This is a genomic window from Chloroflexota bacterium, assembly GCA_016219275.1.
GTDB lineage: Bacteria > Chloroflexota > Anaerolineae > UBA4142 > UBA4142 > JACRBM01.
In genome coordinates this window covers 298,811-312,356 of sequence record JACRBM010000040.1, presented here as the reverse complement: position 1 = coordinate 312,356, position 13,546 = coordinate 298,811, and the positions used below count along the sequence as shown (strand labels likewise).

Genomic DNA, 13,546 nt, shown 5'->3' with positions numbered 1-13,546 from the left:
CAATTGACAATCCGCATTTGTCATTGCGAGGCGCGGTTTTTGCGCCGAAGCAATCCCCAACTAGTAGACATTATCGGGAATAAGACCTCTCTCGCCCAGCCGCTAAGAACGCCAAGTTTTTTCAAGATGATTCTTTTCGTGCTTGGCGTCTTGGCGAGAGGCAAAAGTTGTTTCCGATAAAGTCTAGTGAATCGGGCGCTTTGCGGCTTCGTCGCTGCGCTCCTCGGAATGACAGTAATCGTTTCTGCGCGAAGCGTTACACATGCCACGCGCGGCGTGACACGCAATGCGTGGCAATGACACTGGCAGAGGACTTTGGAAAACCTGTGAGAAGGCACGTCCATGACTTGACACGCGGCGCTTTCGAGTTAGAATCAAAACAACTGGATACATCGAGTTCGCTACCTGCGTAGCGTTGCCCAACGCCGAGTTGCCCTCGCGGTAGCGCGGCGATTTTTGTTCAGCGCAACCTAACCTTGCAAAGGTCACAACCCTTCGCAAAGTTGAGTAGTCACGTCCAAAGGAGCAAAGATGCTACCCCAACGAATGAACGAGTACTTGCGTGATCTCTTGCCCGAGCACGTTTTGCAGGCGCGGCGCATCGAAGACGATGGCTTGGTCTACCTCGAATTCACATCCCAGGATGTCGAGCTGTTGCATCGTCTGGGCATTGAAGTGGACAACCTGGGTCCGCGTCTCGTCGTGTGCATGTGGAACGAGCGCGCGTCGCTGGAGGTTGGTGGTTATCTCGTCGTGGACAATGTCGCGATGGGTCTGCCTTCGATGGGCGGCATTCGCATGTTGCCCGACGTGACGCCGACGGCGATTCACAATCTCGCGCGCGGAATGACGTTGAAAAACGCCGCGGCGGATTTGCCCTACGGCGGCGGCAAGTCCGGCATTGTCGCGCCGACGAACCTTTCGCCGGCGCAGCACACCGAGGTCGTGTGCGGATTCGCGCATTTGTTGCGCCGCTACGTCCGGCTCTACAATCCCGGTCCGGATGTCGGCACGAACGACCAGGACATGAAAACGATCGCGATTGAAAACGGTCTCGACGCGGTCGTCTCGAAACCGGTCGAGATGGGCGGCAATCGCATTGACCAACTCGGCGCGGCGGCGGGCGGCTGTGTCATCGCGCTCGAAGCGTTGTATCGTGAAGCCGAACGCTTGCGTGTGTTGCCGCAATTTCGCAACGTGCAAATTCCCGCGTGGGATCAAGTGTCCGTGATCGTGCAAGGATTCGGCGCGGTCGGCGCGAACGTGGCGCGCTTGCTCGCCGAAAAAGAGAACGCGCCGCGCGTCGTCGGCATCAGCGACGCGACCGGTTATTTGTATTGCGAATCCGGTCTCGACGTGCCGCTCTTGCTCGCGCTCCGCAAACAAAATCCGCTCGTCGCCAAGCCATACTTTCTCGCGCATCCCGACGGACCGGACGCCGGTTGCCCCACCTTGAAATTCTCCAGCGCGCGCGATGATTTGTTGCGCGAGTCTACGTTCGCGCTGATTCCTGCCGCGCCACAACCAAACTATCTCGACGTGGACGAATCGTCACATCCTTCGATCACGGTGGACAAGATGGGACGCTGGACGATGGTCATCGAAGGCGCGAATACGTACTCGCCGGATCCGAAACGCAAAGCCGCGCGGCGCAAAATGGAACGTCGCGTGTATCAGGAACGCGGCACGTTGATCGCGACGGATTACCTGGTCAATTCCGGCGGCGTGATTTTTGCCGCGCACGAGCGAATGATTCCAACGCCCCAGGATTTGCAGATTCCGGACGCGATGATCGGTAATCGCGCGGCGGTGGAGCAGTGGCTCAAGCAGCACGCCGCGCAGTTCGCACAACTCGCGGAACAACGGCGCGGCGCGGCGGAGAAAAAACGCGATCACGTGATTCGGCAAAATATGGTCGAGTTGGTGGACGGCTTGGTTGAGGAGGATGACGCATTGCCGTGCCAGGTCGCGGAACGCATTAGCATTCGCCGCATCGTCAGCCGCGAAAGTCACCGCGTCGCGTCCGAGGTGATGATCGCGATGGCGACGGCGCTGCTCGATAGTTCGGTGCAAGATGCCGCGCGCGTGCTCATCGAAAAGAATACGGATATTCTCTCGGTGCTTGCATCGGACGGTCGCGTCGTCGGCATTGTGACGGATTGGGATATTACGCAAGCCGCGGCGCGCGGCAAGATTGCCGGCGTCCGCGTGGACGAGGTAATGTCGCGCGAGGTAGTGAGTTGCGGACCGCATGACAGCATTCTCGAAGTCGTCACGCGCCTCGAACAACACGGCATCTCGGCGTTGCCAGTGCTTTCGCCCGATGGGCAACTCCTTGGCGCGATCACCGCGGATTTGCTCGCGACGCGAACGTTGTATCGGTTGTTGTTGGGCGAACAGTAAACGCGCGAAAAAACCGTCGCCGTTGACAGCGTACCCGATTTCCATATAATCAGTGCAACTTGGTGTCGAGCGTAGCACAATGACGACTACGTGTCGGCACATTTGTTCTGTTTTTGAAAGGAGGTGGTTGATTCCAGACAGATGCTCTTGCCCGGCGCAAGTACTCTGCTTATCGCGCGAGGTCGCGCGAATGTCCAAGAAGGACAAACTCGTACGAGTGTATGGTTCTGTCGTCCAAGGTCAATTTCCAGGAGGAGAAGGAACAAAATGAAAAAGGTAAGCTTGATTCTGATGACGTTGTTCGTTATCGCCTTGTTAGCGGCATGCGCCGCGCCGACCGCGCCGCCGCCGCAAGTCGTGAGAGAAACCGTCGTCATCGCGGGTACGCCGCAAGTGGTTGAAAAAGTCATCACCGCGACCCCGCCGCCTACGCAAGCCCCCGCGGCGACCAAGCCGCCGGCGCTCAAGACGCTCGTCGTCTGCATGGCGCAGGAACCCGAATCGCTCTATCAGAACGGGACAAGCATGCAGGTCGCGCGCTTTGTCGCGCAAGCCGGTGTATGGGAAGGTGGCGCGGTCGCGTTCATTGATCAGGTGAACTATGACTATCAACCCGCCGGTCTTGCCAAGCTGCCAAATATCAAAGACGGCGACGCCAAAGTGGGTAAAGTCAAAGTCAAAGCCGGCGACATGATTCAAAACGCGGCAGGCACCGTGGTCAAAGCCGAAAAAGATGATGAACTGGATCAGATGGTCGTCACGTTCAAGTTGAAACCTGGTCTCAAGTGGTCGGATGGTCAACCGCTCAAGGCGTCGGATTTGGTCTTTGGGTACAACACCTACAAAGACAAGGACTCTGGCGTGACCAGCCGCTTTTTGATTGATCGCACGACTTCATTCGTTGCCAAAGACGATGTGACGGTCGAGTGGACGGGTATTCCCGGCTACGTGGATGGGTTCTACTACACCAACATCTTCAACCCGCTCCCCGAGCATGTGTTGAAGGGCGTCGCGCCTAAGGATGTCAAGTCCAGCCCGTACGCACGCAAGCCGGTCGGTTTCGGTCCGTTCCGCGTGACAAACTGGGTCTCCGGCGACCGCATCGAACTCGAAAAGAATCCGAACTATTGGCGCGCGAGTGAAGGTCTTCCGAAAGTGGACCGTGTGATCTTCCGCTTTATCCCGGACACGAACCAACTGCAAGCGCAATTGATCGCCGGTCAATGCGATATTGGGACACAGGACGCGTTGAACACCGACGTGATCCCGTTCTTCGATCAAGCGGAGAAGAACGGTCTGGTCAAACCGTACTATATCGCCGGTTCGACCTGGGAACATATTGACTTTAACGTCGCGGGTCCCAAAGCGCCCAAGCCGCGCCCCGATTTCTTTAGCGATGCGCGTGTGCGCCAAGCAATGGCATACGGCACGAATCGCAAAGAGATGAACGACAAGATTCTGTTCGGCAAAAGCAACTTGATGGATACCACGGTGCCGACGACGCACTGGGCGTATCCCAAGGATGCCGCTGCGATCACCAAGTACGCGTTCGACACCAAGAAAGCCGAAGAATTGCTCGACGCGGCGGGCTGGAAGAAAGGCGCCGATGGCGTGCGCGCGAAAGACGGTCAACGTTTCTCGGTGACGATCAGCACGACCGCCGGCAACAAACCGCGCGAAGCGGTTATGCAGATTTTCCAAGCGAACATGAAGACGATCGGCATCGAAGTCAAACTCGACTTTCCGCCGGCGACCGTGCTCTTTGGTCGCGGCAAGGACAGCGACTATATGAGCGGCAACTTTGACCTGATGCTGTTCGCCTGGGTCGCTGGACCACAACCGACGTTGTTGGTGTACACCTGCGGCGAAACGCCGACCAAGGAAATGACGTGGGCGGGTCAGAACAACACGTTCTGGTGCAACAACGATTTTGACAAAGCGTACACCGGGTATCTCTCTTCGATGGATCGCGACAGCCAAGCCAAGAATGCCAGCGCGGCGCTTTCCCTCATCTCGAAAGAGTTGCCGATCTTGCCGTTGTACCAACGCATCAACGTCCACGCGACCAATCCACGCGTGTTGAATTTCAAACCCGATCCGACGGCGGGTGAAATCTACAACATCGAAGAATTCGACATCAAACAATAGCATCTCAACCCGGCGGGTGCGCGCACGCGCGCACCCGCCACGTTTTTGTTTGTGGGCGCTAGACCCGAAGGGCTTTCGAAAACCCTTCGGGTCTTGGGAGAAGCGTATGACAGGTTATCTCGTTCGTCGTTTCGTTCAGATGGTACTCGTGGTCGTGGTTTCATCTTTCCTCATCTATATGTTGTTGAATCTCGCGCCCGGCGGTCCACTGTGGGAGTACACCCAGCAGGGCACGAGCCGTGAAACCGCGCTGACGCCCGAAGATTACCAACGCCTGACCAAAATGCTGGGTCTCGATAAACCGTTGCACATTCGGTACCTCATTTGGATTGCCGGCGATGATTGGTACGACGGCGGCGAACGCAAAGGCATCATTCGCGGCGACTGGGGCGAATCGTGGAAAGTGGCGCAAGGCGTCACGGTGATGGAATTGTTCTCGACGCGTATCGGCAACACGCTGATGCTTTCGGGTACCGCGCTGTTGATCTCGCTGATTTTCGCCATCCCAATTGGCATTATCGCCGCGGTCAAGCAGTACAGTTTGCTCGATTATGTGCTGACCGCGTTCTCTTTCATCGGCGTGGCGATGCCGGTCTTTTGGTTCGGCTTGATGATGATTCTTGTTTTCTCATTGCAGTTCAAAGCGTGGGGCTTGCCCGCGTTGCCGCCCGGCGGCAACGAATCATTGTTCGGTCCGGACAAGGGTACCTTCTTCGATCTCGCGCAACATCTCATCATGCCCGCGATTGTGTTGAGTCTGTTTCAGATGGCGTCGTGGAGCCGCTATATGCGGTCGAGCATGCTCGAAGTGTTGCGCCAGGATTACGTCCGCACCGCGCGCGCCAAAGGCGTCGTCGAGCGGCTCGTCATCACCAAGCACGCGCTCCGCAACGCGCTGATTCCCATCATCACGATTGTCGTGCTCTCGCTGCCGACGCTGTTCAACGGCGCGGTGATCACCGAAACGATTTTCGCGTGGAATGGCATGGGGCGCATGTACATCAACGCGCTCACGCGCGGCGATTATCCGGTCTTGATGATGTTTCTGCTCATCAGCGCGATTCTCGTCGTCATCGCGAACTTGCTCGCCGATGTGCTCTACACTGTCGTTGACCCGCGCATCAAGTACTCGTAACCCGCGCCACGAAATACGGAATACGTACTGCGTAGTGCGTAGTGCGTAGTGCGTAGTGTTTAACCATGAGGTCGTTATGTCAGTTGCCGAACTAGAATTGCCGCTCGACCTGGAAAATGTCCAGGAGGAAACGCAAGCCGCGATGGTCTGGCGGCGGTTTCGCCGACATCGCCTTGCTTTGATGGGCATGGTGATCATTGTTGCCCTGTTGTCGTTGTCGGCATTCGCCAGTATCATCGCACCGTACGATCCGCTCACCCAGGACCTGGTCAATCGTAATCAAGGTCCAACTGCGGGACATATTTTTGGCACCGACGAACTGGGTCGCGACTTGCTCTCGCGCTTGTTATTTGCTGGGCAGATTTCGCTCTCGATCGGTTTCAGCGTCGCGATAGGCGCGACGCTGATCGGCATGACCATCGGCGCGATTTCCGGTTATTTCGGCGGCTGGGTAGATACGATCTTGATGCGCCTGGTTGATCTGATTTTGACCATGCCGCAATTGCCGATTCTGCTCATCCTCGCGTCGTTCTTCAAAGGCGGCGGCGTGCCGATGTTGATCGGCATTCTGGTCGCGCTGAGTTGGACGAGTTCGGCGCGCGTCGTGCGCGGCGTCGTGCTGTCCTTGCGCGGTCAGGAATTTGCCGAAGCCGCGCGCGCGCTCGGCGTATCGCACTTTGAAATCATCGTGCGGCACATGTTGCCGAACGCGCTCGCGCCGATCATCGTCGCGATGACGTTGGCGGTCGGCGCGGCAATCATCACCGAATCGGCGTTAAGTTTTCTCGGCTTTGGCGTGCAACTGCCGACCGCGACCTGGGGCAATCTGTTGCAAAACGCGCAGAGCGACATGTTCCTCGCGCCGTGGAAAGCGGTGCTCCCCGGCTTTTTCATTTTTATCACCTCGTTGTCGTTCAACTTTATGGGCGATGGTCTCCGCGACGCGCTCGATCCTCGGATGAAGGTCTAGTCTGCCATGTCAACTGAAAACAATACGCTCGTCCGCGTGAACGATCTCGTCGTCTATTATCCCGTGCGCGCCGGAGTGCTCCAGCGCGTCGTCGCCAATGTGCGCGCGGTGGATCACATTTCGTTCGATTTACGCAAAGGCGAAACGCTGGGCTTGGTCGGCGAATCGGGCTGCGGTAAAACGACGGCTGGTCGCGCGATTCTCCGTTTGGTGCCGGCGACCGGCGGGCAAGTGTCCTTCGAACAGCAAGACGTGTTTCGGATGGGTGGCAATCAACTTAAAACCGCGCGCAAAGATATGCAGATCATTTTTCAAGACCCGTACGGTTCGCTCGATCCGCGCATGCCGATTGGCGAAATCATCGGCGAAGGGTTGCGCGTGCACAGCGCGTTCACATCGGCGGAACGCAAAAAGCAAGTGACGCAAATGATGATGCGCGTCGGGTTGCGCCCCGAGTACGCGCGCCGATACCCGCACGAATTTTCCGGCGGGCAGCGCCAGCGCATCGGCATTGCGCGTGCGTTGATTCTGCACCCCAAGTTCGTAGTGTGCGACGAGCCGGTCTCCGCGCTCGACGTTTCGATTCAATCGCAAGTGCTCAATTTGTTGAAGGACTTGCAGAAAGAACTGGGTCTGACGTACTTGTTCATCGCGCACAACCTCGCGGTCGTCAAGTACATCAGCGATCGCATCGCGGTGATGTACCTCGGCAAGATCGTGGAACTCGCGGAGACCAAGTTGTTGTTCGCCGACGCATTGCATCCATACACCAAGGCGCTGTTGTCTGCGATTCCCGAACCCAACCCGACGCTCAAGCGCGAACGCATCGTGCTGACCGGCGATGTGCCGTCGCCGCTCAAGCCGCCGTCTGGTTGTCGCTTTCACACGCGTTGTCCCATCGCGGTGCGCGGGCAGTGCGATGTCAAGGAACCGGAATGGCGCGAGGTGAAACCTGGGCATTGGGCGGCGTGCCATTACGCGTAACATTTATTGGTAGGGGCGACCCTTGTGGTTGCCCAATTTGGGCAGGGACAAACCCTGCCCCTACGAAAATAATGAACCATGCGACGTTTAACGCGTCGTGAATTTTTAACAATCAGCGCCAGCGGCCTCGTCGTGTTCGCCAGCGGCGGACTTGTCTCCTGCGCGCCAACAACTATTCCAACGCCGACGCCGGTAGCGGGTCCGCAGACGGACGGGGGCAAATTCACGCTGGACCCGAAGCAAGCATTGCCCTTGCCGCTCTGGATTACGCGCAACGAAGATTTTTACACCGTGAAATATGCGGACCTTCCCAGTATTGGTCTTGATTCGTGGCGACTGTTTGTGTACGGTCTCGTGCGCGACGAGATGCGTCTCACGCTCGACGAGGTGAAAGCACTACCAGCAATCACGACGATGCACACGCTCGAATGCATTGGGAATCCGGTGGGCGGTAATCTCATCGGCAACGCGAACTGGCGCGGCATTTTGTTGCGCGATGTGCTGACGCGCGCGGGCGTAGACACGCGCGCGCAGTTCGTGACGATTGGCGGTGTGGACGATTATTTCACGACCGTGCCGCTGGCGACCGCGCTGGAGGAGCACGCGTTGCTCGCGTACGCGATGAACGACCAGCCGCTACCCTTGTCACACGGCTTTCCCTTGCGCGCGCTTTTGCCCGGCGTCTATGGACAGAAACAACCCAAATGGATTACCAGCATCGAAGTGACGAACGAAGACAAACTCGGTCCCTGGGAACAAAAGGGGTGGTCGCGGCGCGCGACGATCAAACTCAATTCGGGAATCCAGGAACCGCGCCAAGGCACGACGCCCGCGCGCGGCGACCTGTTGATCGCGGGGTACGCGCAGACGAACGCGATCGGCATTCGTGCGGTGGACGTCAGTACCGATGCCGGCGCAACCTGGCACGCGACGACGATCACGCCCGCGCCGTCGCCGTACGTGTGGACGCCGTGGGGCTGGCGTTGGCGCGATGTCGCGGCAGGACGCTACACCTTGATGGCGCGCGCGACGGATCGCGCCGGCGCAACCCAGGATGATGCGAGGGCGGGCATTCTGAGCGACGTTTTTCCGGACGGCACGTCGGCGATTCATTCATTCACGCTAGAAGTACGTGAGCGATAATTCTGCGGAGCAATCAAAACTCAAATGGCAACGAACAATCCACCTCTTTTGCAAGTCAACAATCTCAAAACTTTTTTCTACACGTCCGATGGCACGGTGCCGGCGGTGGACGGTGTGAGTTTTGAAATTCGCGAGGGTGAAACGCTGGCGATTGTGGGCGAATCCGGTTGCGGCAAATCGGTGACCGCGCTTTCGATCATGCGGCTCATCGCGCCGCCGGGCAAGATCATCAACGGCGAAATTTTGTTTAATGGCGAAGACTTGGTCAAACTGCCGGATAGCGCGTTGTACGCGATTCGCGGTTCGCAAATTTCGATGATCTTTCAAGAGCCGATGACCTCGCTCAATCCTGTGTTCAGCGTCGGCGATCAAATCGCGGAAGCCCTCATCATTCACCAGGGCATGACGCACGAAATCGCGTTGCGGCGCACTATCGAATTGCTGCGGCAAGTGCATATTTCCGAACCGGAAAAACGCCTCAAGGCGTATCCGCACGAAATGTCTGGCGGGATGCGGCAACGGATCATGATCGCGATGGCGCTGGCGTGCACGCCCAGTTTGCTGATCGCGGATGAAGCGACGACCGCGCTCGACGTGACGATTCAGGCGCAGATTCTCGAATTGATGAAAGAGTTGAAGCAAAACCTGGGTCTGGCGATTGCGCTCATCACGCACGATCTCGGCGTTGTCGCGGAAATGGCGCAACGTGTGATCGTGATGTACGTCGGCAAAATCGTGGAAGAAGCGGACGTGGTGACGTTGTTCCAGTCGCCCAAGCATCCGTACACGCGCGCGCTCTTGTCGAGCATTCCCACTTTGCAAACGTCGTCCGATCAGCGCCTCAACGTCATCAAGGGCAATGTGCCGAATTTGTATCGCGCGTTGCCGCCGGGCTGTCGTTTCGCGCCGCGTTGCGCCTTCGCTTTCGACAAGTGCCGCGAAGAAGACCCGCCGCTTATCAAAACCGGGTCGGGGCAAGCCGCGCGCTGTTGGCTGTACGATTCCCAGTTCGCCGCGCAAAGAGCGAAAGCATTCGACGCGTAATCGGTTTCGTCTGTTGAAAAGGGCGGCTGGAGAGTCGCCTTTTTTTGTTGGGTGCAAGTGACGCTTTTAGAATCCAGGTTTCTTCGAGAAACTTGGATTCTGGCGAAGGTATGAGACAAGTCAAATGGATTTAGAGACGGTTCGATTCAACTTGCGCGATTTATTTCTCGTTCTGATTGTAATGATCGGTGGACTAGTTTTTTGTAGCAGCTCGCTGGCGAACGGCGATCCGTTGTGGTTTCTGCCGTATTTTAATGAGACGCCTAAGAGCATCGTGGTTTATCGCGAGGGCTGCCGCGTCACGATCACGCCGGGACAACCTGGGTTCGACGAGCTGACGCGCGCGCTCAACGCCGCGTTGTCGCAGATTGACGGTTACGATCCGACGTACGGCTTGCCGCCGGACTCGTTGCGCGATTATCGCGAGAAACAACGCGCGCTCGAAGTGACGTATCCCAAGCGTGTCAAGATTCACGTCGCCTATAAATTTGGCGAACCGGATACGTTGTTCATTCCGCTCACCGGTCCGTTCGGCGAAACGCGTTCGATATTCGGCGGTCACGCGGGCGATTACTGGGCGAGCGCGTTGCGCTTGAAATCGAACGCCGGCATTCGCCAAGCCGCGGAGGCGCTTGGTTGCGCGACGCGTTAATCCGCTTTGCTTTTGGATTCGGGGAAACGCCGCAACGAATCGTGTATCGCCTTGCATCCCAACCCACACGCGCTAATCGCATTGAACCATGTCGCAGACAGGGCGGTTGCAAGTGTGTGCGTCAAAATTTTGGAACACTCAACCTTGCGAAGGTTTTGACGACAAATCAAATATGATTGCCGTTCAACTTTCGCAAGGTTTTTTCGCAATAGCGCAAAACTCACTTTGGGCACACTCAGAATTGCATGAATCACGCTCAAAACACGCTCAGGCAAAGTGACTTTTGCGGTATTGCGTTTTTTCACCACCCAAAAACTTGATGGACATCCCTGTTGCCAAGTTCTTTTGACTTGCGCCGTGATTCGCAGTACAATATTCACGTACGTGGCTGGATGAATGAACATTGATTCGTTTAGGATAAGTCGCTTTTGTTTCGCGCCTGCTGAATCCGAAAGAAGACGTCCGAATGTGCAGTCCAAAAACGCGTGTGCACATGCTGTCGGGGTTACCTCAGCGCATCGTCCGGTGGCGCTGGCACAACATTGGGTTGAGCGCCAAGATGGCGGCGATTGTCGTGGTTGGGATCATTGCGCTGGTTGGATTGTTCACGTACCTGGGCACGGCGGCGTTGAATGAAAACATCCAGCGCACTCAGCACGAGCGCGTGATCCTCGCACAGGCAACCGCCCGGCACGTTGACTATGTGCTTGCCGGCGTGCAAGATGTGCTGACGGATGCGGCGGCGCAATCTATCTGGACGGACGCCGCGAGTATCAGTGTGGCGCTCAGGCGGGCTTCCCAACGACTTGATTTCTACACGACCCAGGTTTTTCTCCTTGATCGCCGCGGGGATGTCGTCGCCGCGCTTCCTCCTCTGACGGCAACCGTTTCCTTCGGTCATTTTGCCTCGATCGCGGATGTGCTCGACGGCAAATCCTTCGCCGTGTCGCGCTATACGCGACCGCTCGGCGTCCTGGGTTCGACCACGATTGCCGCGACGCCCATCCGCGATGAAAACAATCAGGTCAAAGGTGCGCTGGTCATCCCGCTCAATCTAACCAGTCCGCATCTTCGTTTGTTCACCCACCCGATTGGATTAGGTGAGACGGGTTATCTCGAGCTGATTGATCTGGGTGGAAATATTCTCATCAGCACGCGTCCCGAACACATCGGTCAGACGAGCGATCACGGCGATGCGCTTGCGGCGTTGATTCGCGATCAGCGCCCGGCGGTCTCGACCTGCCATGATTGTCACGCTACGCCGACTGCGTCCCAGCCCCGTGCTGAAGTCCTCGCCTTTGCGCCGCTCGAACGCGTGCAGTGGGGTGTCACGGTTCGCCAAAGCGAGGACGAAGTGTTCGGCTCCATCCGCCAATTACAACTACGCATTTTTGCGCTGATGGCGATCATGCTGATCGGCGCATTGATTCTGGTGTACCTCACGACGCGCAGTGTGATTACGCCAGTCCAAGCATTGACCGCCGCCACCCAACGCATTGCCGACGGCGATCTCGACACGCCTCTAAACGTCGAAGGGCACGATGAAATCGGCGCGTTGGCGTCGTCCTTCGACACGATGCGTCTGCGACTGAAAGATTCCATCGCCAAGATCCAAACCTGGAACCGCGAATTGGATACGCGTGTGCGCGAGCGCACCACTGCCGTCGAGCAAGCCAAGAGCGAGATCTCGCGTTTGTACGGCGAGTTGCAACGCAAAGAACACGTGCGCGGCGAATTGTTGCGGCGAATCTTTGCGGCGCAGGAGGAAGAACGCAAACGCATCTCGCGCGATTTGCACGACGAAACCTGCCAGGTGCTTACCGGCTTGTCCTACGCGTTGGACGATGCGGCGGAAACCACGACCGCGCCGGAAATCCGACCGCAGTTGGAACGGATGCACGAACTCGCCAACACCGCGCTTGAAGAGATCCATCGCATCATCGCGGATTTACGTCCGACCATGCTCGACCATTTGGGTTTGATTTCAGCGCTACGCTGGTGCGCCGAATTGCGTTTCAATGGCTTGCCGATTCGTTTTGGGATGCGCGAAGCCGGGCACGCGCGCCGTTTGTCTTCCCCGGTCGAGAGCGCGCTCTTTCGCGTGGTGCAGGAAGCGATCAATAACATCGCGCGCCATTCCGGCGCATCGCGCGCCGAGTTCGTCTTTGAATTCCTGCCCGATTGTTTGGAAGTCACGATTACCGATAATGGCAAGGGCTTTGATGTGAACAGCGTGTACAGCAATACCGATAGCCAGCGCGGGTTGGGTTTGATGGGAATGCGCGAACGGATGGATGCAGTAGGCGGTCAACTGATTATTCACGCCGCGCCCGATGCTGGGACGGTGGTGCGCCTGAGTGTGCCGCTCGATCCATCCAATGTCGCCGATACCATCGAGGAGGGTGACCATGTCCAAACCGATTCGAGTTCTGCTCGTTGACGATCACGCCATCGTGCGTGAAGGGATCGGCTCGCTTCTATCGCACCAAAAAGATATCAAGATCATCGGGCAAGCGGTGGATGGCAAACAAGCCATTGACGCGGTGACCCAGCTCAAGCCCGACGTGGTGTTGATGGACATTACGATGCCGGTGATGAATGGCTTGGACGCGACGCGTGAGATTCACAAATTATTTCCCGACACGCGCGTGTTGGTGCTGACGCAACACGAGAACAAAGAGTACATCATGCCGCTCTTGCAAGCCGGCGCGGTTGGTTATATCAGCAAACGCGCGCGCGCCAACGAGTTGATCCACGCCATCCACGCGGTGCACGACTCGGGCGCGTACCTGCCGCCGAGCATTACACATCTGGTCGTGAACGCGCTCGCCGATGCGCCGAACGCGAGTTCACTCGAACAATCGGTTTTGACCGAGCGCGAACGCGATGTCGTGCGTCTCGTGGCGGAAGGATTAAGTAGCCGCGAAATCGCCGAGCGCTGGTCTATCAGCGTCAAGACCGTGGACACGCATCGCGCGAACATTATGGAGAAACTGGGAATTCACAACAGCGCGGAATTGATCAAGTACGCGATTCGTAACGGCATTGTGAGCGTCGAGTAGCCACG

The 13,546-nt window shown here is 57.3% G+C and carries 10 protein-coding genes; all 10 read left to right on the top strand.

What is annotated here, in order from left to right; all coding sequences use genetic code 11:
- Positions 1-531: 531 nt before the first annotated feature.
- Positions 532-2,403: a CBS domain-containing protein gene (locus HY868_10520; GenBank protein MBI5302563.1), complete on the top strand. Its 1,872-nt coding sequence runs from the start codon at positions 532-534 to the stop codon at positions 2,401-2,403.
- Between the two features lie 267 nt (positions 2,404-2,670).
- Complete coding sequence (locus HY868_10515; protein ID MBI5302562.1) at positions 2,671-4,551, top strand: peptide ABC transporter substrate-binding protein; 1,881 nt, start codon at positions 2,671-2,673, stop codon at positions 4,549-4,551.
- 106 nt (positions 4,552-4,657) lie between these two features.
- On the top strand, positions 4,658-5,686 hold the full coding sequence (locus tag HY868_10510) for an ABC transporter permease (protein MBI5302561.1): 1,029 nt from the start codon (positions 4,658-4,660) through the stop codon (positions 5,684-5,686).
- 76 nt (positions 5,687-5,762) lie between these two features.
- Positions 5,763-6,656: an ABC transporter permease gene (locus HY868_10505; GenBank protein ID MBI5302560.1), complete on the top strand. Its 894-nt coding sequence runs from the start codon at positions 5,763-5,765 to the stop codon at positions 6,654-6,656.
- Positions 6,657-6,662: 6 nt separating this feature from the next.
- Positions 6,663-7,640 carry a dipeptide ABC transporter ATP-binding protein gene (locus tag HY868_10500; GenBank protein ID MBI5302559.1) on the top strand — a complete coding sequence of 326 codons (978 nt, stop codon included), beginning with the start codon at positions 6,663-6,665 and terminating at the stop codon, positions 7,638-7,640.
- A gap of 78 nt (positions 7,641-7,718) precedes the next feature.
- Entirely contained in the window at positions 7,719-8,783 is a 1,065-nt protein-coding gene (locus HY868_10495) for a molybdopterin-dependent oxidoreductase (GenBank protein MBI5302558.1), read from the top strand.
- 24 nt (positions 8,784-8,807) lie between these two features.
- Positions 8,808-9,827 (top strand): ABC transporter ATP-binding protein, encoded by a 1,020-nt coding sequence (locus tag HY868_10490; protein ID MBI5302557.1) that lies wholly within the window; start codon positions 8,808-8,810, stop codon positions 9,825-9,827.
- A 124-nt stretch (positions 9,828-9,951) separates the two neighbouring features.
- Positions 9,952-10,479, top strand: a complete 528-nt coding sequence (locus HY868_10485; protein ID MBI5302556.1) for a hypothetical protein — start codon at positions 9,952-9,954, stop codon at positions 10,477-10,479.
- A gap of 466 nt (positions 10,480-10,945) precedes the next feature.
- On the top strand, positions 10,946-12,919 hold the full coding sequence (locus HY868_10480) for a HAMP domain-containing protein (GenBank protein MBI5302555.1): 1,974 nt from the start codon (positions 10,946-10,948) through the stop codon (positions 12,917-12,919).
- Positions 12,888-13,541, top strand: a complete 654-nt coding sequence (locus HY868_10475; GenBank protein MBI5302554.1) for a response regulator transcription factor — start codon at positions 12,888-12,890, stop codon at positions 13,539-13,541. Before HY868_10480 ends, HY868_10475 begins: the two co-directional genes overlap by 32 nt.
- Positions 13,542-13,546: the final 5 nt, after the last annotated feature.